The following is a 24,279-nucleotide window of genomic DNA, read 5'->3' on the forward strand; positions in this document are numbered from 1 at the left end:
GGCCCCGCGGGACCAAAAGCGGCGTTTCGATGCCGCATCCCATGACGGATCCCATGTCCGGTCCCATGTCCGCCCCCACGCCGGATCGGCAGGCGACCCAATTCCCCGTCGTGCGAGGGGCGATGCGAACGGGTGGATCGGCGTCGAGATCGGCCCTTCGCTGCCCGCTTTCTCCCGCAATTGCGCCCAAATCCTCCGCTCAAAGGCGAGCGCCGAGCACAAGCGGCATGCGGGGCAACGACCCTGCCGGAATGGCCGAAGGACACGCGGGACGCGGTCCTTCGGCGCGGGGCCCGGGCCGGATCGTCGGCAGGTCCCGATCGGGACTCCCCGGCGCGGGGCGAGCGCCTGCGGAGAATCGGGCGATCTTGAGAATGCGACCGGGAGGTCAGCCGTGAACCGATCCTATCGTCGTCTCCGTGCGGGCCTCGCCGCCTGCGCCCTGCTGATCGGTGCCGCCGACGCGGCGCGGGCGCAATACGCGTACGACGAGGCGATCATGCCGCCGCGCGCCGTCGCATGGCGCCTGAGCGAGCGCGGCTTCAGCGGCATGAGCCGCCCGCGCTTCGACGGACGCGCCTACATCGTCGAGGCCTTCAACCCGATGGGTGCCCGCGTGCGCCTGTTCGTCGATGCCCGGGACGGCGCGATCCTCGGCCGCCAGCGCCTCGACGACGGCCCGATCGCCCTTGCCCGCCCGGCGCCCGGCTACGGCTGGACCGAAGAGGACGAGATGCCGCGCCAGCCGATGCGGCAGGCCGAGCGCCTGCTCCCGCCGGCCGACATCCCGTTGCCCGAGGCGCGCGGAATGCCCCTGCGCCGTGCGCCGGCCGAGGCCGATTATACCCGACCCGACGGATCGAACGGCATGCCGGGGCGCACGCTCGCGGACCCGAACCCGCAGGGCATCAACCCCGATCGGCGCGGCCCCGCCGAATCGCCGCGCAAGCTCGCCCGAGTCGCCAACCCGCCCCGGTTGTCCGAGACCAAAGCGCTCGACGAGAAGGCGCGCGATGGCAAGGCGATCGAAGGAAAAGCGCAGGCGCGCACCGTTCCCGAGGCGCCCAAGCTCCGCCCGGTGGACGCCGCCAAGCCCGAGGCGAAGCCGGAGGCTCCCGTCGCCGCCGTGGATCAGCCGAAGGCCGCGCCGGTTCCCGGCGTCACGCCGACTCCGGCAGCGGTCCAGCCGCCCGCCGACGGGACCTTGGCCAAGTCAGTCGAATCGAAGCCGGGCGAATCGAAGCCGGCGGACGTGAAGACCTCGGAGGTCAAACCCGCCGACCAGAGCTGGAAGAATCCGCCCGAGGCCAAGCGCAACGTCCGCGTCATCGGTGGCGCGACCCTCGTGCCGGGCGCGCCGGACAAGGACGCGCCGACACCCTGATCGGCCGCTACCCTGCGCGGCCGACCACGCGCTCTTCCCCGCAGAACAGCGTGAACGAATCGGCCCGGGCGATGGCGCAGAGCGTCATGTCGTGCAGGCGCGCCCGCTCGATCGCGAGCGAGGTCGGGGCCGAGATCGCGACCAGGACCGACGCGCCGAAATGCGCAGCCTTCTCGACCATCTCGAACGAGCACCGGCTGGTGATCACCAGGAAGCCCGCGGCCGGGTCGGTTCCCGTCCGGATCAGCGCCCCGATCAGCTTGTCCAGCGCGTTGTGCCGGCCGACATCCTCGCGGACCGCCACGAGGCTCCCGTCGAGGCGCGCCCAGGCGGCGGCGTGCACGGCCCGCGTCTCGCGCCCGAGCACCTGGGAATCGCCGAGATCCAACAAGGCCCGCGCGATCGCCTCCGTCCCGACGCGCACGCGGCCCGACGCGGCCCGGGTCTCGGCCCGCGGCAGGGCGGCGAGATCCTCGATCCCGCAGACGCCGCAGCCGGTGCGCCCGCTGATCGCGCGCTTGCGGGCGAGATGCTCGCGCAGGCGCCCGGGCGCCAAATCCACCAGCAGGCGCAGCCCGCCGTCGCCCGGCTCGACCGCGGCGCCGCGAATCTCGTCGGCCGCCGCGACGATGCCTTCGGTCAGGCTGAAGCCGTAGGCGAAATCCTCCAGGTCGGCCGGCGTCGCCATCATCACCGCATAGGGCACGCTGCCGTAGACGAGGTTCACCGGCATCTCGACGGCGAGCGCGCGGTGATCGTCGCGCGGCTCCGGCGCGGCGTAGGCGACGACGCGGGTCGCCACCTGCAAGGCCGTCTCCTGCAAGGCCGTCTCACGCAGGCCCGTCTCCGAAGTGGCCTGAACCGGCCGCCGTCCGTCCGTCATGGGCTGTTCCCGCCGCTCGACCCGAGCACGCCCTATAGCAGGCCGCGGGCCGAGCCGCCCCTGCGGCGATCGCCCGGGTGACGGAGCGGAGCGTCCGGAAAGCGTGCGATGCGACGCTTGTGCGGTTGCGCCTTTCACGACCTTGTGGTCTGACACCGCGATCGGATACCCGGGCCACGCGCCTTCGGGGCGTCCATTCCGTCGAGCGACACCGCAAACCTCGTTCAAGCAAGATGCGGGCGGTCGACGGAGCGTAACGTGACCAAGGGGAGCCACGAGAGGCACATGCGGACGGCGCAGACGAAACACCGCTCCATGAGGGGGCTCGCCGCGTTCGGCGCGCTGCTCCTGACGTCGTCGCAGGCCCTGGCCGCCGGCATCGGCCAGCCCGAGCCCTGGCAGATGGACCGCCAGGTCCCCGTGACCGAGAACGCCCGCGACATCCTCCAGTTCGAGTCGTGGGTGCACTGGCTGTCGCTGGCCATCTGCGTGTTCGTGCTCGGCCTGATCCTGTGGTGCATCTACCGCTTCAGCGAGAAGCGGAACCCGACGCCCTCGAAAACCACCCACAACACCCTGATCGAGGTGGCCTGGACCATCGTCCCGGTGCTCATCCTCGTCGCCGTCGCGATCCCGTCGTTCCGCCTGCTGCGCGTGCAGCTGTCGGATCCGAAGTCCGACGTGATGATCAAGGTCACCGGCCACGCCTGGTACTGGTCCTACGAGTACCCCGCCGACCAGGGCGGCGGCTTCTCGTTCGACGCCAACATCGACGAGGACAAGCAGCCGCGGCTGCTGCAGACCGACAACGAGATGGTCGTTCCGGTGAACAAGATCGTCAAGATCCAGGTCACCGCCGCCGACGTCATGCATTCCTGGGCGATGCCGTCCTTCGGCTTCAAGATCGACGCCGTCCCCGGCCGCCTCAACCAGTTCTGGTTCAAGGCCGACCGCGAGGGCACCTATCACGGCCAGTGCTCCGAGCTCTGCGGCCAGCGCCACGCCTACATGCCGATCGTCGTCCGCGTCGTGAACGACGAGGCCTACGCAGCCTGGCTCGGCGAGGCCAAGACCAAGTACGCCCGCATCGACGACGGGTCCAAGCTCGCCGACGCCCGGTAGCGGGCGCGCCTCGGGCCGGCGCCGCGACGGCGCCGGCCCGACCCACCGAGATCTCGAGAGACACGCACAAGGCTCAGCTCAGATGGCAACCGCCGCAGCGCATGCAGGGGCCCACGAGGCCCACGACCACAAACCCTCGTTCTTCGCCCGCTGGTTCCTGTCGACGAACCACAAGGACATCGGCACGCTCTACCTGCTGTTCGCGTTCTGCGCGGGCATGATCGGTGCGTTCCTGTCCTTCGGCATCCGGATGGAGATGGAGGCGCCCGGCCTCCAGTACTTCTCCAATCCGCAGACCTACAACGTCTTCGTCACCGGCCACGGCCTCATCATGGTATTCTTCATGGTGATGCCCGCGCTGATCGGCGGGTTCGGCAATTGGTTCGTGCCGCTGATGATCGGCGCGCCGGACATGGCCTTCCCGCGCATGAACAACATCTCGTTCTGGCTGACGGTGGCGGGCTTCTGCAGCCTGATCTGCTCGCTGTTCGTCGAGGGCGCGCCCGGCGCGTCCGGCGCCGGCACCGGCTGGACCGTCTACCCGCCGCTCTCCACCGCCGGCCATCCCGGCCCGGCCGTCGACTTCGCGATCTTCGCGCTGCACCTCTCCGGCGCCGGCTCGATCCTCGGGGCGATCAACTTCATCACGACCATCCTCAACATGCGCGCCCCCGGCATGACGCTGCACAAGATGCCGCTCTTCGCCTGGGCCGAGCTCGTCACCGCCTTCCTGCTGCTGCTGTCGCTCCCGGTCCTCGCCGGCGCGATCACCATGCTGCTCACCGACCGCAACTTCGGCACGACCTTCTTCGACCCGGCCGGCGGCGGCGACCCGATCCTGTACCAGCACCTGTTCTGGTTCTTCGGTCACCCCGAAGTGTACATCATGATCCTGCCGGCCTTCGGCATCGTCTCGCACATCATCGCCACGTTCTCGCGCAAGCCGGTCTTCGGCTACCTCGCGATGGCCTACGCGATGGTCGCGATCGGCGTCGTCGGCTTCGTCGTGTGGGCGCACCACATGTACACCGTCGGCCTGTCACTTCAGACGCAATCCTACTTCGTGTTCGCCACCATGGTGATCGCGGTGCCGACCGGCGTGAAGATCTTCTCCTGGATCGCGACGATGTGGGGCGGCTCGATCCGCTTCACCGCGGCGATGCACTGGGCGGTGGGCTTCATCTTCCTGTTCACGGTCGGCGGCGTCACCGGCGTCGTGCTCGCGAACTCGGCGGTCGATAAGTACCTGCACGACACCTACTACGTCGTCGCGCACTTCCACTACGTGCTTTCGCTCGGCGCCGTGTTCATCATCTTCGCCGGCATCTACTACTGGTTCCCGAAGATGACCGGCCACATCATCCCCGAATGGGCCGGCAAGCTGCACTTCTGGCTGGCCTTCATCGGCGCGAACATCCTGTTCTTCCCGATGCACTTCCTCGGGCTCGCCGGCATGCCGCGTCGCTACGCCGACTACCCGGAGGCGTTCGCGGGCTGGCACAAGGTCTCGACCTACGGCGGCCACATCTTCGGCCTCGGCATGATGGTGTTCGTGATCGGCGTCATCCTCGCCTTCCGCTCGAAGGAGCGGGCCGCGGACAACCCCTGGGGTCCCGGCGCGACCACCCTGGAGTGGACGCTGTCGTCGCCGCCGCCCTTCCACCAGTTCGAGACGCTGCCCCGCATCGTCGACGAGCCGGGTCACCACTAACCACTTCGCGGGGGCCGCATCGCGCGGCCCCCGCCCTTCCCCGGATCCTTCCCGCGAAGGGTCCCGGCAAGGGCGGTGCGACGGTCCGGTCTGAGCGGCGCTCGGCAGGATCCCCCCTTTTTCCGGGCGTGCGACGCCCGGACGTTTGGAACTGTTCCGGTTCGCGACTTCCCGTGCCGGATCGAGCGCTCCCGCCGCGCGGGCCCGAGCGCGAAAAGCAGAATGGTTGCGGTGTCCATGACCACCCTGTCGAACAGCCTGCCCGCCGGCGCGACGCCGGTCTCGGTCGTCGGCGGAGACGTGCCCGACTACTTCGCCCTGCTGAAACCGCGGGTGATGGTGCTGGTGATCTTCACCGCCCTCGTCGGCATGGTGGTGTCGCACGGCCACGTGCCGCCGGCCGTCGCGGTGATCTCGCTGCTGATGATCGCCATCGGCGCCGGCGCCTCGGGCTGCCTCAACATGTGGTGGGACGCCGACATCGACGCGATCATGACGCGCACCGCCAAGCGCCCGATCCCCGACGGCCGCATCCAGCCGAACGAAGCCCTAGCCTTCGGCCTCGTGCTCTCGGTCGGCTCGGTGATGGTGCTCGGGCTCGCCGCGAACTGGCTCTCGGCCGGGCTGCTCGCCTTCACCATCGTGTTCTACGCGGTGATCTACTCGATGTGGCTCAAGCGGGCGACCGCTCAGAACATCGTCATCGGCGGCGCCGCCGGTGCCCTCCCCCCGGTGATCGGGCAGGCGGTGGTGACCGGTTCGGTCGGCGTCGAATCGCTGGTTCTGTTCGCGATCATCTTCATCTGGACGCCGCCGCACTTCTGGGCGCTGGCCCTGGTGAAGGCCGGCGAGTACGCCAAGGCCGGAATCCCGATGATGCCGAACACCGCCGGCCCGACCTCGACCCGCCGCCAGATCATCTACTACACGCTGCTGCTCGCGCCGCTCGGCCTCTTGCCGGTCTGGCTCGGCTTCGCCGGCCTGCTCTACGCGGTGGTCGGCGTGCTGGGCGGCCTCGGCATGCTGGCCTTCAGCGTGCAGGTCTATCGCAACCGCGAGGGCGAGGCCGAGAAGAAGGCCGCCATGGGGATGTTCGGCTTCTCGATCCTCTACCTCTTCGTTCTGTTCTCGGCGCTGCTCGCCGAGCAGAGCCTCGGCCTGTTCCGCCCGGTCTTCGCCTGATGGAATACGATCCGCACGGCTTTCCCAAAATCGAGATGCGCCCCCTCACCCCCGAGGAGGAGGCGCGCCGGCGCAAGCGCTCGATCGCGATCGCCCTGGCGCTCGGCGCCATGGTGCTGCTGTTCTTCGTCCTGACGATCGCCAAGCTCGGGCCGCAGATCCTGAACCGGCCGCTCTGATGAGCACACCGAACACCGACAGGACGATGCTGCGCACCGCCTTCGCCTGCGGCGGCATGGCCGTGGGCATGATCGGCCTCGCCTTCGCGTCGGTGCCGCTCTACGACGCGTTCTGCAAGGCGACCGGCTACGACGGCACGCCGCGCCAGGGCCCGGCGCTCACCGCCGGCGTCGCCACCGACGACAGCATGGTCGTCCACTTCGACACCAACGTGTCTTCCTCGCTGCCGTGGCGGTTCAAGGCCGAGTCGCGCCGGGTCCAGGCGCATCTCGGCGAGACGAAGACCGTCTTCTTCCAGGTCAAGAACACCGGCACGACGCCGTCCACCGGCGTGGCGACCTTCAACGTGCAGCCCGGGCTGATGGGCAGCTACTTCGTCAAGATCGAGTGCTTCTGCTTCAAGGAGCAGATGCTCCAGCCGGGCGAGACGCTCGACGTGCCGGTGGTGTTCTACATCGATCCCGAGGTGCGCAAGGATACGAACACCGCGCATCTCTCCGAGATGACGCTGTCCTACACCTATTTCGCCTCGAAGAACGGCGAGCCGGTCACGGCTGCGGTCGCCAACACGAGCACACCCGGAAACAAGCGGGATTTCTGACCGCGCCGGGATTTCCCGGTGCGCGAAGCGTGACAACACGCGCCCGCCTCCGCTAAGGGTGCGGGTAGACCGGACGGGCCGGACGGCCCGAATTCGGCGTTCAGGGTAAGCGGACCGCGAGCCGGCGACGGCGCAGGACCGACGGGGTCGAGGAGAGACGGGTAAGATGGCCGAGGCGCACGCCAAGAATCACGACTTCCACATCCTCGCACCGAGCCCTTGGCCGCTCATCGGCGCCTTCTCCGGCTTCGTGATGGCCTTCGGCGCCGTGTTCTGGATGAAGAGCCTGCAGATCGGCACGCTCACCCCCGGCCCCTACATCTTCGGCGCCGGCTCGCTCGGCGTGCTCTACACCATGTTCTCGTGGTGGAAGGACGTGGTCCACGAGGCCAACCAAGGCGACCACACCCGCGTGGTGCAGCTTCATCACCGCTACGGCATGATGATGTTCATCGCCTCCGAGGTGATGTTCTTCGTCGCGTGGTTCTGGGCCTATTTCGAGGCGGCGCTCTACACCGCCGACCCGATCCAGGCCTCGCGCGTCGGCTTCACCGGCGGCGTCTGGCCGCCGAAGGGGATCGAGGCGTTCGACCCCTGGCACCTGCCGCTGCTCAACACCCTGATCCTGTTGACCTCCGGCACCACCGTGACCTGGGCCCACCACGCGCTGCTCCACGACGACCGCAAGGGCCTGAAGTACGGCCTGTGGCTGACCGTGATCCTCGGCGTGCTGTTCACCGCCTGCCAGGCCTACGAGTACGGCCACGCGCATTTCGGCTTCGCCGGCAGCATCTACTCGTCGACCTTCTTCATGGCGACGGGCTTCCACGGCGCGCACGTCCTCATCGGCACGATCTTCCTCGGGATCTGCCTGTACCGCGCTTATCTCGGCCAGTTCACGGTCAAGCAGCATCTCGGGTTCGAGTTCGCCGCCTGGTACTGGCACTTCGTCGACGTGGTGTGGCTGTTCCTGTTCGCGGCGATATACGTCTGGGGCTCGGGCGCCGGGCACGCGGCGCACTAAGCGCGATCGGGCAGGATCCCCTGTGACGCAGGGGGGACATGCGTCGAAGGGCGGCTCCGGCCGCCCTTTTTCGTGTCCGGGCACCCATATCCTCGGTGAAGCCGACACGTGGTGCATCGCTGCGGGGCTTCACGTCATGCAAGGAACCTGAGCTTGGCCCGGACCTACACGCCACAAGCACCGATCTCGACCGGCCTGCGCGGCCGCTGCCCGCGCTGCGGCGAAGGCCACATGTTCAAGGGGTTCCTCACCGTCGCCCCCGCCTGCGAGGTCTGCAGCCTCGACTACGGCGCGTTCGATTCCGGCGACGGGCCGGCCTTCTTCGTGATGTCGATCGTCGGCATCCTCGTGGTCGGCCTCGCCCTGTGGATGGAGATCACCTACCAGCCGCCGATGTGGGTCCACGCGCTGGTGGCCGGATCGCTCTCGATCGGCCTCAGCCTGATCCTGGTCCGCCCGCTGAAGGGCATGCTGCTGGCCCTGCAATACACCAACAAGGCCGAGCAGGGACGCTTCGAGCCGTGACCGCGGCCGAGACCGCCTCGCGGACGCGCCCCGGCGCGATCCGCGACCTTGTCCCGCCGGCGCTCGCGACGCTGATGGCACTCGCGATCCTCCTCGGCCTCGGAGCGTGGCAGCTCGAGCGCAAGGGCGAGAAGGAGGCGCTGATCGCCCGCATCGTCTCGCGCTCGCAGGCCGAGCCGGTGCCGCCGCCCGCCGACTGGAACCCGGCGCGCGACGAGTTCGAGCATGTCCGCGTCGGCGGCCGCTTCCTCAACGATCGCGAGACGCTGGTCCACGGGCTCGCGGCCGGCGAGACGCCGGGCCGCGCGCTGCAGGGCTACTACGTGATCACGCCGTTCCGGCGCCACGACGGCTCGATGGTGCTGGTCAACCGCGGCTTCGTGCCGACCGAGCTGAAGAACCAGGCCGACCGCCGCGACGGGCTCGTCGAGGGCGACACCACGATCGTCGGCCTGATGCGCGGCAGCGAGCCACGGACGATGTTCGTGCCGGCGCCCGATCCGGTGCGCAACGAGTGGTTCAACCGCGACGTGCCGGGCATCGCCGCGGCGCGCGGCTTCCCGGAGGCCGCCCCCTACCTGATCGAGGCGGATGCCGCGCCCGGCAGCCGGACCTGGCCGCGCGGCGGGCAGCTCCGGGTCGACCTGCCCAACAACCATCTGCAATACGCCTTCACCTGGTTCGGCATCGCCGCCTGCCTGCTCGGCGTCTTTTCCGTGTTTGCCTGGAAGCGCCTGCACGAGCCGGACGCGCCTTCCGGCGCCTGAGGCCGGGCTTGCGGCGGCGGCGACGCCGGCTACACTCGCTGCGTCCCATGGCGGAGTGATCCGATGCGCAGCTGGCTCGCCCTGTTCCTCGCCCTCGCGTTGACGTCGGCGCACGCCGCCGACGACGGCGCCCGCGAGGCGGCCCGCGCGGCGATCACCCGGCAGGCCGAGGCGCTGGTGCGCGACGACGCCGCCACCGCCTACGCCCAGGCCGCCCCGGCGATCCAGGGCATGTTTCCGACCGCCGACGTGTTCCTCGGCATGGTGCGCAACAACTACCGGCCGGTCTATCGGCACCGCACCTTCGTGTTCGGGCAGATGCAGGACCTCGGCGACGGGGCGCTTTCGCAGGACGTTGCGATCCAGGATGAGGACGGCGTCGACTGGACCGCCGTCTACAGCCTCGAGCGCGGCGCCGACGGAGCGTGGCGCATCAGCGGCTGCCGGCTGGTCAAGGCCGAGGGCACGAACGCCTGAACCCGCCTCGGCGGTCTTCGACACGCCCGACCGCATCGTGTAGAGGGGGCGCCTTCCCCGGAGGCCCCCGTGCTGCACGTCTCGACCCGCGGATCCGCCGCGCCGCTCTCGTTCTCCGATGCCCTGCTCGCCGGGCTCGCCCGCGACGGCGGCCTCTACGTGCCGGAGGCGTGGCCGACCTTGTCCGCGAGCGAGATCGCGGGGCTGGCCGGCAAGCGCTACGCCGACGCCGCCAAGCTGGTGCTGCGCCCCCTGATCGACGGCGAGATCGCGGATGCCGACCTCGACCGGATGATTGAGGAGGCCTACGCCACCTTCCGCCACCCGGCGATCTGCCCGCTGACCCAGCTCGACGACAACCTGTTCCTGCTTGAGCTCTTCCACGGCCCGACGCTCGCGTTCAAGGACGTGGCGATGCAGCTGCTTGGGCGGCTGATGGACCACGTGCTCCGCGCCCGCGGCAGCCGCGCCACCATCGTCGGCGCGACCTCGGGCGACACCGGCAGCGCCGCGGTCGAGGCCTTCGGCGGGCTCGACCAGGTCGACATCTTCATCCTGTTCCCGCACGGCCGCGTCTCGGAGGTGCAGCGCCGGCAGATGACCTCGGTCGACGCGCCGAACGTCCACGCGCTCGCGGTCGACGGCAACTTCGACGACTGCCAGAACATGGTGAAGGCCATGTTCCAGCACGCCGACTTCGCCGACGCGGTGAAGCTCTCGGGCGTCAACTCGATCAACTGGGCCCGCGTCGCGGCGCAGGCCGTGTACTACTTCACCAGCGCGGTCGCGCTCGGCGCGCCGCACCGCAAGGTGTCGTTCGCGGTGCCGACCGGCAACTTCGGCGACGTGCTGGCCGGCTGGGTCGCCAAGCGCATGGGGCTGCCGATCGAGCGCCTGATGATCGGCACCAACGCCAACGACATCCTGGCGCGCACCCTCGAGCACGGCGTCTACGAGCTGCGCGGCGTCCAGGCCACGACCTCGCCCTCGATGGACATCCAGATCTCGTCGAACTTCGAGCGGCTGCTGTTCGAGGCGCTCGATCGCGACACCGCCTCGCTCGGCCGCCTCATGTCCGGGCTCAAGCAGTCCGGCGGCTTCAGCCTCGACGAGGGAGTGCTCGCCAAGGTGCGTGCCGAGTTCGACGCCACCGCCGTGTCGGAGCCCGACGTGATGGACGAGATCGCCCAGACCCACGCCGCCACCGGGCACGTGCTCGATCCCCACAGCGCCATCGGCGTGCGGGCCGCCCGCCGCCTGCTGCGGCAGGACCCGGCGACCCCGGTGGTGGCGCTGGCGACCGCGCACGCCGCCAAGTTCCCCGACGCGGTGAGCCGCGCCACCGGCGGCCTTCGCCCCGCCCTCCCCCCGCATCTCGCCGACCTGATGGACCGGCCCGAGCGCATGACGCGGGTCGGCAACGACCAGGCCGCGGTCGAGGCCCTGATCCGCGACCGCGCGCGCATCACGAGGGGCGCATGAACCAGCACTTCGCCACCCACGCCGCCTCTCCGGGCCTGCGCATCACCACCCTCGACAACGGCGTCACCGTCGCGACCGAAGCGATGCCGGGCGTGGCCACCGCGACGCTCGGCGTCTGGGTCGGGGCGGGATCGCGCCACGAGCGCCCAGACGAGAACGGCCTGAGCCACCTCATCGAGCACATGGCGTTCAAGGGCACGCGCACGCGCTCGGCCCGGGCCATCGCCGAGGACATCGAGAACCTCGGCGGCGAGATCAACGCCGCGACCTCGGCCGAGGGCACGAGCTACACCGCGCGGGTGCTCGGCGAGGATGTCGGCACCGCGCTCGACGTGCTCGGCGACATCCTGACCGATTCCGTGTTCGACGCGGGCGAGCTCGCCCGCGAGAAGGGCGTGATCCTGCAGGAACATGCCGGGATCGAGGACACGCCGGACGACGTGGTCTACGACGCCTTCACCGAGGCCGCCTTCCCCGGGCAGCCGATCGGGCGCCCGATCATCGGCCGGCCGGAGACCATCCGGAGCTTCGACGAGGCCGGCATCCGCGCCTACCTCGCCCGCGAATACACCCCCGACCGCTTCGTGGTCGCCGCCGCCGGCGCCGTCGAGCACGAGGCCTTCGTCGCGTCGGCCGAGCGCCATTTCGGCGCCATGCCGAGGTCGAGCGCGCCCGAGGCGATCCCCGGGACCTATGCCGGCGGCGAGCGGCGCATGCCGAAGAAGCTCGAGCAGGCCAACGTGGTGATCGGCCTGCCCGGCCTGTCGTTCCGCGACGACGCCTACTACGCGCTGCACATGTTCTCGCAGGTGCTCGGCGGCGGGCTGACCTCGCGGCTCTGGCAGGAGGTGCGCGAGACCCGTGGCCTCGCCTACGAGATCCAGGCGTTTCACTGGCCGTTCTCCGATTGCGGGCTGTTCGGCATCGGCGCGGCGACCTCCGGCGCGGACCTGCCCGAGCTCGTCGAGGTGACGCTGTCGGCGACCGCGCGCGCGGCACGCGACCTCGACACCGTCGAGATCGCCCGCGCCAAGGCGCAGCTGAAGGTCTCGCTGCTCTCCGCGCTGGAGACGCCCGGCGGCCGGATCGAGCGCAACGCGCGCCAGATCCTCGCCTGGGGCCGCGTGATCCCGGCCGAGGAGGTGATCGCCAAGGTCGACGCCGTCACGGTGGACCACGTGCGCGCGGCCGGCCTCGCGGTCCTCGCCGGGGCGCCGACGCTCGCCGCCATCGGCCCGATCAAGAAGCTCCCGTCCCTCGACCGGATCACGGCGGTGCTGCGCGCCGCCTGAGCGAGACCGGGGACGACACGCCCGCGCTGCGACCGAAAACTTGTTTTGGCCGCAAAAGCGGGCGATCCCCGGCCCGGACGATCGCGTATGCCAGCGGTGGGTGACGCCGGCCGCCGGGCCTCTGCCGCCTTGCTCCAGGTTAATCCCGCCTCTACCACTGCGCGGAACCTGAGCCGTACTCGCCGCCGTACCCGGCCGGAACACTCGCCCGTTGCGCATCCTCGCCCTTTATCTCGCACTCTTCTGCGGCCTTCTGCTCAGCGGTTCCGCTCGGGCCGTGGAGGCGGTGCGGGTCACCCTCGACGCGCCGGTGATCGACCTGACGACGGCGATCGAGCGCTACCGCTCGGACGGCGACCTGATCCAGATCTCGACGGCACCGGGCAAGGACGGCATCGTCCGCCGCATCGTCGTGAAGGCGCGCGATGCCGGCGCGCGGCCCGACTGGATGGTGTTCGCGCTCACCAACGACACCGACGAGCAGATCGAGCGCATCCTCGTCGCGCCGCATTTCCGGCTGGTCGATTCCGGCGTGGTCTGGCCCGATCTCGGCGGCTCGCGCATCGCGGCGATCACCGCGAGCCAGGGCATCCGGCCCGAGCGCAACGAGAACCCGGAAGCCGACGAGTTCGTCATCACCCTCGATCCCGGCACGACGATCACCTACGTCGCCGAGCTGCGCGGCCCGAACATCCCGCAGGTGCACCTCTGGGATCAGGACGCCTACCGCAAGAAGGCCGCCGGCCTGACGCTCTACAAGGGCATCATCATCGGCATCAGCGGCCTGCTGGCGCTGTTCCTCACCATCGTCTTCGTGGTCAAGGGCGCGATCATCTTCCCCGCGGCGGCCGCGCTCGCCTGGTCGGTCCTGGCCTATGCCTGCATCGATTTCGGTTTCCTGCAGCGGGTCTTCCCGGTCACCGAGCTGGCGGAGCGGGTCTACCGCGCCTCGGCGGAGGCGGTGCTGGCCGCGACGCTGCTGGTGTTCCTGTTCGCCTACCTCAACCTCTCGCGCTGGCACGTGCGCTACAGCCACGTCGCGTTCTTCTGGCTGACCTTCCTGGCAGGGCTCGTCGGCCTCGCCCTGTTCGATCCGCCGGTGGCGGCGGGCGTCGCGCGCATCTCGATCGCCGCGGTCGCCGGGGTCGGGCTGCTGCTGATCGCCTACCTCGCCGCCCATAACGGCTACGACCGCGCCATCCTGCTCGTCCCGACCTGGACGCTGCTCGTCGTCTGGGTCACGGCCGCCGGCTTCGCGGTGACCGGCCAGATCGGCAGCGAGCTGACCCAGCCGGCGCTGATCGGCGGCCTCGTGCTGATCGTCATGCTGATCGGCTTCACGGTGATGCAGCACGCCTTCGCCGGCGGCGGCCTCACCCACGCCCTCGTCTCCGACACCGAGCGGCGGGCGCTGGCGCTCACCGGCGCCGGCGACGTGGTGTTCGACTGGGACGTGCCGGGCGACCGGGTCTTCGCCGGCCAGGAGATCGAGGTCCAGCTCGGCCTCAAGCGCGGCGCATTGGAGGGGCCGGCCGCGAACTGGCTCGGGCTGCTGCACCCGTTCGACATCGAGCGCTACTCGGCCACCCTCGACACCATGATCGAGGAGCGGCGCGGCCGCATCGTCCACGATTTCCGCCTGCGCACCTCGGGCGGGGCCTATTACTGGTACCGCCTCAAGGCCCGCCCGGTGATCGGCAACGACGGCGAGGTGATCCGCATCGTCGGCACCATCGCCGACGTCACCGAGATCAAGACCGCCGAGGAGCGCCTCCTGCACGACGCCGTGCACGACAGCCTCACCGGCCTGCCGAACCGCGAGCTGTTCGGCGACCGTCTCGATGCCGCGATCGCCTTCGCGAGCCAGGACCCGCGGCTGAAGCCGACGGTGATCGTCCTCGACATCGACCGGTTCAAGGGCATCAACGACGCGATCGGCCTCTCGGCCGGCGACTCGATCCTGCTCACCCTGTCGCGCCGCCTCGGCCGCCTGCTGCGGCCGCAGGACACGCTGGCGCGCGTGGCCGGCGACGAGTTCGCGGTCATCCTGCTGTCGGAACGCGATTCGGACCGCATCCTGGCCTTCGCGGAGATGATCCGCCGCGCCATCGCGACGCCGATCACCTATGCCGACCGCGAGATCTTCCTCACCGTCTCGATCGGCCTGGCGCTGCACGAGACCGGCGCCAGCCTCAAGCGCGACGAGGTGTTCAAGAACGCCGAGACCGCGATGGTCCAGGCCAAGCGCGGCGGCGGCGACCGCATCGAGGTGTTCCGCGCCGACATGCGCGCCGAGCGCTCGGACCGGCTGATGCTGGAGAGCGACCTCCGCCGCTCGCTCGAGCGCAACGAGATGAAGGTGCTGTTCCAGCCGGTCGTCCGCCTGGAGGACCGCACGGTGGCCGGCTTCGAGGCGATCCTGCGCTGGGATCACCCCAAGCTCGGGCGCATCCCGCCGGCCACCTTCATGCCGGTCGCGGAAGAGAGCGGGTTCGTCGTCAACCTCGGGATCTTCGCCCTCGAACGGACCGCGCTGGAGCTCGCCGCATGGCAGCGCTCGCTCGAGGTCGACCCGCCGATCTTCGCCTCGGTCAACGTCTCGTCGCGCCAGCTGCTGCGGCACGACCTGCTGCACGACGTGAAGACGGTGCTCGCCCGCTCCGGCGTGATCCCGGGCTCGCTCAAGCTCGAGCTCACCGAGAGCCTGGTGATGGAGAACCCCGAATACGCCGCGCAGATGCTGACCCGCATCCACGATCTCGGCGCCGGGCTCTCGCTCGACGATTTCGGCACCGGCTACTCGGCGCTGTCCTACCTGCAGCGCTTCCCCTTCGACACGATCAAGATCGACCAGTCCTTCGTCCGCCAGATGGCCTCGGGCAAGACGGCGATCCTGCGCTCGATCGTGCGGATGGCCAACGAGCTCAACCTCGCCATCGTCGCCGAGGGTGCGGAGTCCGAGGCCGACGCCCAGGCCTTAGCCGAGCTCGGCTGCGACTACGCGCAGGGCTACGCCTTCGGCGAGCCGATGACGATGCTGCAGGCCCGCCAGCTCGTGGGGGCGGCACCGGAAGCCGCCTGATCGCGGTTTCATCCCCAGGTCGATTGCTCCGGCGTCCCGAACTCTTGCACCCCCGTCCCGTGGTCGCCCTTCGCGTTGAAGCTAAGCTTTCGGCAGCCTACGGCTCGATCGCCGGCCGATCCCGCAGAACCATGCGCGAACGGAGGGCCGATGGGGCTGTCGACATCATGAAAAAACTTCTCTTCTCCGCCGAAGGCCGGATCGGGCGCGCGACCTTTTGGAAGGGCATCCTCGGCTCGGTGTTCGGCGCCATCATCGTCGCGTCCGCGCTGAACTACGTGCTGGCCCAGATGATCCCGAACGAGGCCGCCGCAGGGGAAGGCTTCAAGGTCGATGGGCCGGCAGCGATCCCGTTCGTAATCCTGAACCTCCTCACCACGGTCTTCATCGTCTGGTCGTCGGTCTGCCTCGGGATCAAGCGCTACCACGACCGCGACAAGCCCGGCGTCTGGGTGCTGCTCTCGCTCATTCCGCTCGGCAACCTCTGGTACTTTATCGAGACCGGGTTCCTGCGGGGCACGGTCGGCCCGAACACGTTCGGCCCCGACCCGCGCGGCCGCGGCCTCGCGACGTCCGCGGGCCTGTCTCCGGCGATCTGACGCCGCGCGATCGACGCTGCGACGATCGCGAATCGGTGACGTCGCAGCGTTTCCGCGCGACGATGCGCACCCATTTCGGTCGGCGCCGGGTGCGCAGCCGAATTTTTAGAAGGCGGACGGGCGCCATGCTCGCCCGTCGCCGACCGGAGGAATCGGCGCGTGACAACCGCGATTTAAGCCTCCCTTAACCATGCCGACGGAAGGTTGTGTGGAGAAATGGCAGGGCGCACGACGCCCCTGCCGCGTGCTGGAGAACGGTGATGGCCGAAGCGGCAAGGCGGTTTCGCGAGACGAGCGGATCCGATGTGGTACGCCGGCTGATCGCGCGCCCGATCCGCCTCGACCCGCCGCGAAGCGCCGCGCCGACCGCGTACGCAATGCCGGCTTATGAGCCGGCCGACGCCCGGCTCGAGACCGCGTTCGCCACCTCGGAGCACGAGATGGCGGCCCTCGAAGACCTCGAATTCCAGGACGGGACCTTCGACGGCGAGCCGGAGGAGGACGTCGTCGAGCGGCTTCAGGCCGAGATGGCGGTGATGAAGGCCATCCTGATGGCCGAGCGGGCCGAGGCGGCTTCCCTGCGCGCCCGGATGGCGCTGCACGTCGAGCCGGAGCCGATCGGCGCGGAGGCGCGTGCCACCCGCGAGCGCTGGGCCGGCATGGTCGATCGCCTGCTGATGTCCCCGCGCTGATCGCCGCCATCCTCATGACATTCGGGAGACGACCATGAGCGCGCGCTGCTCGCTCGTCGTCAACGGCAAGTCCGTCCGCATCGCCACCGGCGACACCCCGCTCGATGCGGCGGTCGCCGACGGCATGATCGCGACCGCCCAGGCGACCCACGGCGCCGCCGTTCCGGGACAGGGAGCGACTCCCGGGGCGCGCCGCGTCCCGGGCCGCCGCGAGCGGGTCGACCCGATCAAGCTGGCGCTTCCGGCCGGCCCGTCGATCCACGCGCACGCGGAGGAGCCGGCCCCGGCGGTCGCGATGCGCACCGGCACCGTCACCGAGGTCCGCGCGCTCACCGCGCATGTGATCGAGCTCGTTGTCACGGTGAGCAAGGACCTGCCGCTCGGACCCGGCGCCCAGGTCGCGCTCGCGCTCGACGGCGTCGGCCTTCGCACCCTGTGCCCGACGCTGCGCGTCGACGGCTCGGCGGAACTCAACGAGCTGGTGTTCCATCTCGCGCGGGACGAGGACGGCTGGTCGCTCGCCGATTCGCTGCCGCTGCATTCCGAGGTGAAGATTCGCGGCCCGGTCGGACGGGCGCAGTACCGCCCCGGCGGCGGGCGCCTCGTGCTGGTGTCGGCCGGCTGCGGCTTCGGGCAGATCTGGTCGATCGCCCGCGCCGCCCGCTACATCGAGCCGACACGCGACCTCTGCGTCGTCGTCGGCGCGCGCGATCCGCTGGATCTCTACATGCGCGAGAGCCTGGAATGGCTGCGGGCCACGGGCGTCGGGCGCATCGTGCTCAGCGCCGATCGCAGCCGCCAGCGGCCGCCGGACGTGCGGCCCGGACCGCTCACCGCCCACCTGCCGGCTTTGCGCGCCACGGACGTGGTGCACGTGGCCGGCGACAGCTCGACGGTCGGCGCGGTGCAGGTTCTCGCGGCTGCCGTCGGCGCACGATGCTATCCGGTCCTGGTCGACGCGTAGATCGCCCAGGCGCCCGCCTCGTTCTCGCTTTGCGACACGAGCCACCCTGAGCCTGAGCGGCTGGCGTGTGCAGCGATTCTCTTGAAGGCGCCCGCCCTTCCCTCCCCCGCAGAGGAGGAGGGAAAACCGCGGCGAGAGGCGTCCCCCTAGACCTGCACCCGCCAGATCTCCTGCGCGTATTCCCGCATCGACCGGTCCGACGAGAACCAGGCCATCCGCGCCGTGTTGCGGATCGCCTTGGCCCACCAGCCGGCCTGGTCCTTCCAGGCGGCGTTGATCTCGCGCTGGACCCGCCAGTAATCGTCGAAGTCGACGGTGAGCAGGTACTGGTCACGGTGGCGCAGGTCGTCGGTCAGCGGCCGGAAGCGGTTCGGCTCGTCCGGCGAGAACCGGCCCGAGGCGATCATGTCGAGGGCGGCGGCCAGGCGCGGCGAGGCCTGGATCGCGTCGCGCGCGTAGTTGGTCTCGGCGATGCGGGCCTGAACGCCGGCGGCGTCGAGCCCGAAGATGAAGATGTTGTCCGCACCGACATGGTCGCGGATCTCGATGTTGGCGCCGTCGAGCGTGCCGACCGTGAGCGCGCCGTTGAGCGCCAGCTTCATGTTGCCGGTGCCCGACGCCTCCATGCCCGCGGTCGAGATCTGCTCGGAGAGGTCGGCGGCCGGAATGATCGCCTCGGCGAGGCTCACCGAATAGTTCGGCAGGAACACCACCTTCAGGCGGTCGGCGACCTCGGGGTCGTCGTTGACGGCCTTGGCCACGTCCAGCGCCAGCTTGATGATCAGCTTGGCCTGGCTGTAGCTCGGGGCCGCCTTGCCGCCGAAGATCTTGACGCGGGGCGTCCAGTCCTTGTGGGGCTCGGCCTTGATCGCCTGGTAGAGCGCCACCGTCTCGATGACGTTGAGAAGCTGGCGCTTGTATTCGTGGATGCGCTTGATCTGCACGTCGAACAGCGCCGAGGGGTCGACGTCGATCCCGGTGCGCTCGGCGATGATCCCGGCCAGCGCCTGCTTGCGGCTGAAGCGGGCCGCCGCGTAGCGCTTCACGAAGGCCGGATCCTCGGCGAAGGCGTCGAGCCCGCGCAGCAGGCCGGGATCGTCGAGGACGCCGGGCCCGACCGCTTCCACCGCGAGGCGGGTCAGGCCGGGATTGGCGTTGTGCAGCCAGCGGCGGAAGGTGATGCCGTTGGTCTTGTTGACGATCTTGTCGCCGTCGAGCGCGTGCAGGTCGCGGAACACCGTCGAGCGCATCAGATCGGTGTGAAGCGCCGAGACGCCGTTCACCCGACGCGCGCCGTGGAAGGCCAGGTGCCCCATCCGCACCCGGCGCCCCTGCGATTCGTCGATCAGCGAGACCGAGGCGAGGTGGGCGGCGTCGTGGCGGCCGTGGCGGCCCTGCTCCTCGAGGTGCATCCAGTTGATCAGGTAGATGATCTGCATGTGGCGCGGCAGCAGCCGCTCCATCAGCTCCACCGGCCAGGTCTCGAGCGCCTCCGGAAGCAGGGTGTGGTTGGTGTAGTTCAGCGTGTTGGTCGTGACGTGCCAGGCATCGTCCCACTGCAGCCCGTGATCCTCCAGCAGGATGCGCATCAGCTCCGGCACGGCGATGGCCGGGTGCGTGTCGTTGAGCTGGATCGCGGCGTGGTCGTGCAGCGAGCGGACGTCGCCGCGCTCGGCCACGTGCCGCCGGACGAGGTCCTGCAGCGAGGCTGAGGTGAAGAAGTATTCCTGGCGCAGGCGCAGCTCCTGGCCGGCGGTCGACGAGTCGCTCGGGTACAGCACCCGCGAAATCGCCTCGGCGCGCATCCGGCTGGAGACCGCGCCGACGTGGTCGCCGCCGTTGAACTGCGCCAGATCGACCGGCGCCTCACTCTCGGCCTTCCACAGGCGGAGCGTGTTCACGGTCTTTCCCCGCCAGCCGACCACGGGCACGTCGTGCGCCAACGCGAGCACCGTCTCGGCCGGATGCCAGTGCCGGCGGATCACGCCGTCCGAGACCGCCGCCATGGTGACGTGGCCGCCGAAGCCGATCGCGTAGGTCGCGTCCGGACGCACGAACTCCCAGGGGTTGCCCTCCGCGAGCCAGGTCTCGGGTGCCTCGCGCTGCCAGCCGTCCTCGAAGGTCTGGCGGAACAGGCCGTGGTCGTAGCGGATGCCGTAGCCGATCGCCGGGATGCCGATGCTCGCCATGCTCTCCATGAAGCAGGCGGCGAGGCGGCCGAGGCCGCCATTGCCCAGAGCCGCGTCGGGCTCGGCGACCTCGACGGTGCCGAGGTCGACGCCCAGGCTCTGCAGGGCGGCACGCGTGGTCTCGACCAGGCCGAGATTGTTCATCGCGTCCGACAGGAGCCGGCCGATCAAGAATTCGAGGGAGAGATAGTAGACCCGCTTGTTCGGTACCGACGGGTCTGCGGCCTGGCAGGCGTCGACGATCCGGTCGCGCAGCGCGAGGGCGGTGGCCGCGAACCAGTCGCGCTCCCGTGCCGTCTCGGCAGACTTGCCGATCGCGTAGGCGAGCTTGGCGCGGATCGCTTCGCGGAGGTCGGCGACGGCATCGCCCGAGGCGGGCTGCGCCGGCTTGTCCCACACCTGCGGTTCACGGAACGGCACGGTGCTCGTCCGATCCGGCGCGTCGGATCGCTCGTCGCCGGGTACGGGTGCCAAGATAGCGTCTTTCAGCACGTGCAATCCCCCATCGTCGGCCCCGGCGCGTCTTCGCGTCTCGGGAGCGCCGCTTGCGTTCGTCGGCGGCGATCGACCCCTGTCCCGGATCGACGATCCTGCGGTCGCTCACCGGTCTTGTCGAGGCGTCGCTGGGGCTCGATCCCGTCGATGGCGGCGATCTGATTCGCCTTTGTGTCCTTTCAGACACAAGCACCGTCGCACCGAAACCCGACAGAACTTTGTCACGCCGGTGTTGAACTCCGGGTGAACCGTACCCCCGTCGCCTCCCGCCGGCGAAAACGCTAAAGCCGAGCCTGTCAACTTCGGGGATATCGCTCATGGCCGGCACGGTCTGGTGGAAGCGCGGCACGGTCTACCAAGTCTATCCGCGCTCCTTCCAGGACACGGACGGCGACGGGATCGGCGACCTGCCCGGCATCACCGCCCGGCTCGAGCATCTCGCCTGGCTCGGGGTCGACGCGGTTTGGATCTCGCCCATCTACCCGTCGCCGATGGCCGACTACGGCTACGATGTGTCCGACTATTGCGGGATCGATCCGCTGTTCGGCACGCTGGCCGACTTCGACGCCCTGGTCGCGGAAGCGCATCGGCGGCGGCTGAAGGTGATTCTCGACTTCGTGCCGAACCACAGCGCGATCACGCATCCCTGGTTCGCGGAAAGCCGCGCGTCGCGCACGAACCCGCGGCGCGACTGGTACATCTGGCGCGATCCGGCCCCGGATGGTGGGCCGCCGAACAACTGGCTCAGCAACTTCGGCGGACCGGCCTGGACCCTCGATCCGGCCACCGGGCAATACTACTATCACGCCTTCCTAAAGGAGCAGCCCGACCTGAACTGGCGCAACCCGGCGGTGCGGACGGCGATGCACGACGCCCTCCGGTTCTGGCTCGAGCGCGGCGTCGACGGGTTCCGCGTCGACGTGATCTGGCACCTGATGAAGGATGCCGGATTCCGCGACAATCCGGCCAATCCCGACTTCTCGCCCGAGCAGCCGGAGATCAACCGCTTCGCCCAGGTCTACTCCGCCGACCGCCCCGAGGTACTCGACGTTATCGCCGAGATGCGCGCGGTGCTGCGCCCCTACGGCGAGCGGGTGCTGATCGGCGAAATCTACCTGCCGATGGAGCGGCTGATGGCCTATTACGGCCCGGACCTCTCCGGCGCCGACATGCCGTTCAACTTCCAGCTGATCCAGACGCCGTGGAGCGCGGAGGCGGTGTCCGACCTCGTCGAGAACTACGAAGCCGCGCTGCCCGACGGCGGCTGGCCGAACTGGGTGCTCGGCAACCACGACCAGCCGCGCATCGCGGCCCGCGTCGGGGCGGATCAGGCGCGGATCGCGGCGATGCTGCTGCTGACGCTGCGCGGCACGCCGACGCTGTATTACGGCGACGAGATCGGCCTGGCCCACGTGCCGATCCCGGCCGACCGCGTCCGCGATCCGTGGGAGCGGAACGAGCCCGGACACGGCCGCGATCCCGAGCGGACGCCGATGCAGTGGGACGGCGAGGTCCATGCCGGCTTCTCGACGGTGGAACCGTGGCTGCCGCTCTCCGACGATGCGGCAACCCGGAACGTCGACGCGCTCCGCGACGATCCGACCTCGATCCTCACCCTGTACCGGCGCCTCCTCGCGCTGCGGCGCGAGCACGCGGCGCTTTCGGTCGGCGCGTATCGCGGCATCGCGACCGAAGCGGCCGACGTGTTCGCCTATGAGCGGTTCGGCGATGACGGCGCGTTCCGCATCCTGCTGAACTTCGGCGGCGCCTCGCACACGCTGGCCCTGCCCGCCGACGAGACCTGGACGGTGCTTCTCTCGACCCGCGGGCATCGTGGCGGCGATGGCGCGGTCGCTTCCATCGCGCTCGGGCCGGACGAGGGGCTGATCCTGCAGAAGCGCTGAAACCGCGAACCTAAATGCCGCAGTGCAATGCGATGAACCGCGCATTAACGATCTGCCTGGCCTAGATTGTGCGTCGCAGCGGAAACCCGGCGGAGCACGAGGGCGTTGGCAATGTCGAGATCGGCTGCGGATGGAACGGTGCGCCAGGACCGATCCGCACGGCGCGGAAACCCATCGATGGTCGAGCCCCACGCGTACCACCCGGCCGCCGCGAACCTCGATCGGCCGATCCTGACGCCGTCGCACGCCCTGCCCGACCTTCGCACCGCACTCCAGCCCCGCATCCTCTACGCGACGCCGGAGATGGCCGATTTCGTGAAGACCGGCGGTCTCGGCGAGGTCGCCGGCGCGCTGCCGCGGGCGCTGCGCAAGCACTACGACGTCCGCGTCCTGATCCCCGGCTACCGGCAGGTGGTCGACGCGTTTCCAAACATGCCCGTCGTGGCGCGGCTCGACGGCTTCGCCGGCGTCCCGCCCTGCGACCTCGGCCTCGTCGAGACCGGCGACGGACTACGCATCTACGTCCTGCTCAGCCCCGGCCTCTACGAGCGCGACGGGACCCCCTACGGCAACGCCGACGGCGACTTCCCCGACAACGACCTGCGCTTCGCCCGGCTGAGCCTCGCCGCCGCCGAGATCGCGCAGGGCGCCGACCCGGCCTGGGCGGCCGATCTCCTCCACCTCAACGATTGGCAGTCGGCCCTCGCCCCGGCCTATCTCGCCTGGCGCCGGATCCGCGTGCCGAGCGTGCTGACGATCCACAACCTCGCCTACCAGGGCCTGTTCCCGCGCGAGACGATGGCGCGCCTCGGCATGCCCGAGGACGCCTTCGACATGAACGGCGTCGAGTTCTACGGGCAGCTCTCGTTCCTCAAGGCCGGCCTGTACTACGCCACCCACGTCACCACCGTGAGCGAGACCTACGCCCGCGAGATCCTGACGCCGGACTCGGGCTGCGGACTCGACGGGCTGCTGCGCACGCGCGCGGCGCAGGGGCGGCTCGCCGGCATCCTCAACGGCATCGACGAGAGCTGGGACCCGCGCACCGATCCGCACCTCGCGACGCGGTTCGAGGCCGACGACTGGAAGGGCAAGCGCGCCAACGCGGAATCGGTGCGGCGCCAGTTCGGGCTCGCGGTCTCGCGCGGGCCGCTCTTCGCCATCGTCTCGCGGCTCGTGCACCAGAAGGGCATCGACCTCTCGATCCAGGCGGCCGAGACCATCGTCGCGGAGGGCGGGCAGCTCGTGGCCATCGGCCAGGGCGAGGCGCGGTTCGAGGATGCGCTGCGCGGCCTTGCCCGGCGGCACCCCGATTCGGTCGGCGTCCATGTCGGGTTCGAGGAGCGCGACGCGCGGCGTATGTTCGCCGGAAGCGACTTCCTGCTGATGCCGTCGCGTTTCGAGCCGTGCGGCCTCGCGCAGATGTACGCCCAGCGCTTCGGCTCGCTGCCGATCGTGCGCCGCACGGGCGGCCTCGCCGACACGGTCGAGGACGGCGTCACCGGCTTCACCTTCGCCGACACCTCGTCGAAGGGCTTCACCGGGGCCGTCCGCCGGGCGCTCGACACCTTCGGCCAGAAGAAGCGCCTGAACGCCATGCGCCGCACGGCGATGTCGCGCACCTTCGGCTGGGACGATGCCGCGGCCAATTACGGCACCCTCTACGGCCGCGCCTTCGGCAACGGCGCCGCCCTGCGCTGGCGCGCGGCCTGACCCGAGCCGCC

General features: G+C 69.9%; 20 protein-coding genes. 18 read left to right on the forward strand and 2 right to left on the reverse strand.

Going from position 1 to position 24,279, the window contains the following annotated elements:
- Window positions 1–394: 394 nt before the first annotated feature.
- Complete coding sequence (locus MKK70_RS03090) at window positions 395–1,384, forward strand: hypothetical protein (protein WP_243945778.1); 990 nt, start codon at window positions 395–397, stop codon at window positions 1,382–1,384.
- A gap of 7 nt (window positions 1,385–1,391) precedes the next feature.
- Here the strand turns inward: MKK70_RS03090 and fdhD are convergent, their stop codons facing one another.
- Window positions 1,392–2,267, reverse strand: coding sequence for a formate dehydrogenase accessory sulfurtransferase FdhD (gene fdhD / locus MKK70_RS03095; protein ID WP_243945780.1), 876 nt, complete (start codon window positions 2,265–2,267; stop codon window positions 1,392–1,394).
- Between the two features lie 285 nt (window positions 2,268–2,552).
- Between fdhD and coxB the strand changes: the two genes are divergently transcribed.
- From coxB to MKK70_RS03170, 15 genes are all read left to right on the forward strand, one after another.
- The gene (gene coxB, locus MKK70_RS03100; RefSeq protein ID WP_147725192.1) at window positions 2,553–3,389 is read left to right on the forward strand and encodes a cytochrome c oxidase subunit II; all 837 of its coding nucleotides are present in this window, start codon (window positions 2,553–2,555) and stop codon (window positions 3,387–3,389) included.
- An 82-nt stretch (window positions 3,390–3,471) separates the two neighbouring features.
- Complete coding sequence (gene ctaD, locus MKK70_RS03105) at window positions 3,472–5,100, forward strand: cytochrome c oxidase subunit I (RefSeq protein ID WP_147725193.1); 1,629 nt, start codon at window positions 3,472–3,474, stop codon at window positions 5,098–5,100.
- A 237-nt stretch (window positions 5,101–5,337) separates the two neighbouring features.
- Complete coding sequence (locus tag MKK70_RS03110) at window positions 5,338–6,282, forward strand: heme o synthase (RefSeq protein ID WP_147725226.1); 945 nt, start codon at window positions 5,338–5,340, stop codon at window positions 6,280–6,282.
- A 35-nt stretch (window positions 6,283–6,317) separates the two neighbouring features.
- The gene (locus MKK70_RS03115) at window positions 6,318–6,461 is read left to right on the forward strand and encodes a hypothetical protein (protein WP_243945782.1); all 144 of its coding nucleotides are present in this window, start codon (window positions 6,318–6,320) and stop codon (window positions 6,459–6,461) included.
- On the forward strand, window positions 6,461–7,063 hold the full coding sequence (locus MKK70_RS03120; RefSeq protein WP_243945784.1) for a cytochrome c oxidase assembly protein: 603 nt from the start codon (window positions 6,461–6,463) through the stop codon (window positions 7,061–7,063). The genes MKK70_RS03115 and MKK70_RS03120 overlap by 1 nt, the downstream gene beginning before the upstream one ends.
- Before the next feature lie 166 nt (window positions 7,064–7,229).
- The gene (locus MKK70_RS03125) at window positions 7,230–8,087 is read left to right on the forward strand and encodes a cytochrome c oxidase subunit 3 (RefSeq protein WP_147725199.1); all 858 of its coding nucleotides are present in this window, start codon (window positions 7,230–7,232) and stop codon (window positions 8,085–8,087) included.
- A 153-nt stretch (window positions 8,088–8,240) separates the two neighbouring features.
- On the forward strand, window positions 8,241–8,612 hold the full coding sequence (locus MKK70_RS03130; protein WP_243945786.1) for a DUF983 domain-containing protein: 372 nt from the start codon (window positions 8,241–8,243) through the stop codon (window positions 8,610–8,612).
- Between the two features lie 74 nt (window positions 8,613–8,686).
- Window positions 8,687–9,379: an SURF1 family protein gene (locus tag MKK70_RS03135; protein WP_243945815.1), complete on the forward strand. Its 693-nt coding sequence runs from the start codon at window positions 8,687–8,689 to the stop codon at window positions 9,377–9,379.
- Window positions 9,380–9,442: 63 nt separating this feature from the next.
- Complete coding sequence (locus MKK70_RS03140) at window positions 9,443–9,856, forward strand: DUF4864 domain-containing protein (protein ID WP_243945788.1); 414 nt, start codon at window positions 9,443–9,445, stop codon at window positions 9,854–9,856.
- A gap of 69 nt (window positions 9,857–9,925) precedes the next feature.
- On the forward strand, window positions 9,926–11,338 hold the full coding sequence (gene thrC, locus MKK70_RS03145; RefSeq protein WP_243945789.1) for a threonine synthase: 1,413 nt from the start codon (window positions 9,926–9,928) through the stop codon (window positions 11,336–11,338).
- Complete coding sequence (locus MKK70_RS03150) at window positions 11,335–12,630, forward strand: M16 family metallopeptidase (RefSeq protein ID WP_147841369.1); 1,296 nt, start codon at window positions 11,335–11,337, stop codon at window positions 12,628–12,630. The genes thrC and MKK70_RS03150 overlap by 4 nt, the downstream gene beginning before the upstream one ends.
- A 211-nt stretch (window positions 12,631–12,841) precedes the next feature.
- Entirely contained in the window at window positions 12,842–15,712 is a 2,871-nt protein-coding gene (locus MKK70_RS03155; protein ID WP_147725207.1) for an EAL domain-containing protein, read from the forward strand.
- A gap of 167 nt (window positions 15,713–15,879) precedes the next feature.
- A complete protein-coding gene (locus MKK70_RS03160; protein WP_187274633.1) occupies window positions 15,880–16,311 on the forward strand; it encodes a DUF805 domain-containing protein in 432 nt (143 codons plus the stop codon).
- Between the two features lie 260 nt (window positions 16,312–16,571).
- A complete protein-coding gene (locus tag MKK70_RS03165) occupies window positions 16,572–17,003 on the forward strand; it encodes a hypothetical protein (protein ID WP_243945790.1) in 432 nt (143 codons plus the stop codon).
- A 34-nt stretch (window positions 17,004–17,037) separates the two neighbouring features.
- Window positions 17,038–17,967: a ferredoxin--NAD(+) reductase gene (locus tag MKK70_RS03170; protein WP_187274634.1), complete on the forward strand. Its 930-nt coding sequence runs from the start codon at window positions 17,038–17,040 to the stop codon at window positions 17,965–17,967.
- Between the two features lie 146 nt (window positions 17,968–18,113).
- Here the strand turns inward: MKK70_RS03170 and MKK70_RS03175 are convergent, their stop codons facing one another.
- Window positions 18,114–20,576, reverse strand: a complete 2,463-nt coding sequence (locus MKK70_RS03175; protein ID WP_243945817.1) for a glycogen/starch/alpha-glucan phosphorylase — start codon at window positions 20,574–20,576, stop codon at window positions 18,114–18,116.
- Between the two features lie 392 nt (window positions 20,577–20,968).
- Here MKK70_RS03175 and MKK70_RS03180 point away from each other — a divergent pair, with 392 nt between their 5' ends.
- Both MKK70_RS03180 and glgA read left to right on the forward strand, forming a co-directional pair.
- A complete protein-coding gene (locus MKK70_RS03180; RefSeq protein WP_243945791.1) occupies window positions 20,969–22,555 on the forward strand; it encodes an alpha-amylase family glycosyl hydrolase in 1,587 nt (528 codons plus the stop codon).
- Between the two features lie 177 nt (window positions 22,556–22,732).
- Window positions 22,733–24,268, forward strand: coding sequence for a glycogen synthase GlgA (gene glgA, locus MKK70_RS03185; RefSeq protein ID WP_147725216.1), 1,536 nt, complete (start codon window positions 22,733–22,735; stop codon window positions 24,266–24,268).
- The last annotated feature ends 11 nt before the right edge of the window (window positions 24,269–24,279 follow it).

Source organism: Methylobacterium sp. E-041 (assembly GCF_022829665.1).
Classification (GTDB): Bacteria; Pseudomonadota; Alphaproteobacteria; order Rhizobiales; family Beijerinckiaceae; genus Methylobacterium.

Bases quoted from the DNA above. Each gene is read 5' to 3' on its own strand.
- fdhD (WP_243945780.1), bottom strand. From the start codon at position 2,267: ATGACGGACGGACGGCGGCCGGTTCAGGCCACTTCGGAGACGGGCCTG.
- coxB (WP_147725192.1), top strand. From the start codon at position 2,553: ATGCGGACGGCGCAGACGAAACACCGCTCCATGAGGGGGCTCGCCGCG.
- ctaD (WP_147725193.1), top strand. From the start codon at position 3,472: ATGGCAACCGCCGCAGCGCATGCAGGGGCCCACGAGGCCCACGACCAC.
- MKK70_RS03110 (WP_147725226.1), top strand. From the start codon at position 5,338: ATGACCACCCTGTCGAACAGCCTGCCCGCCGGCGCGACGCCGGTCTCG.
- MKK70_RS03115 (WP_243945782.1), top strand. From the start codon at position 6,318: ATGCGCCCCCTCACCCCCGAGGAGGAGGCGCGCCGGCGCAAGCGCTCG.
- MKK70_RS03120 (WP_243945784.1), top strand. From the start codon at position 6,461: ATGAGCACACCGAACACCGACAGGACGATGCTGCGCACCGCCTTCGCC.
- MKK70_RS03125 (WP_147725199.1), top strand. From the start codon at position 7,230: ATGGCCGAGGCGCACGCCAAGAATCACGACTTCCACATCCTCGCACCG.
- MKK70_RS03135 (WP_243945815.1), top strand. From the start codon at position 8,687: ATGGCACTCGCGATCCTCCTCGGCCTCGGAGCGTGGCAGCTCGAGCGC.
- MKK70_RS03140 (WP_243945788.1), top strand. From the start codon at position 9,443: ATGCGCAGCTGGCTCGCCCTGTTCCTCGCCCTCGCGTTGACGTCGGCG.
- MKK70_RS03150 (WP_147841369.1), top strand. From the start codon at position 11,335: ATGAACCAGCACTTCGCCACCCACGCCGCCTCTCCGGGCCTGCGCATC.
- MKK70_RS03160 (WP_187274633.1), top strand. From the start codon at position 15,880: ATGAAAAAACTTCTCTTCTCCGCCGAAGGCCGGATCGGGCGCGCGACC.
- MKK70_RS03165 (WP_243945790.1), top strand. From the start codon at position 16,572: ATGGCCGAAGCGGCAAGGCGGTTTCGCGAGACGAGCGGATCCGATGTG.
- MKK70_RS03170 (WP_187274634.1), top strand. From the start codon at position 17,038: ATGAGCGCGCGCTGCTCGCTCGTCGTCAACGGCAAGTCCGTCCGCATC.
- MKK70_RS03180 (WP_243945791.1), top strand. From the start codon at position 20,969: ATGGCCGGCACGGTCTGGTGGAAGCGCGGCACGGTCTACCAAGTCTAT.
- glgA (WP_147725216.1), top strand. From the start codon at position 22,733: ATGGTCGAGCCCCACGCGTACCACCCGGCCGCCGCGAACCTCGATCGG.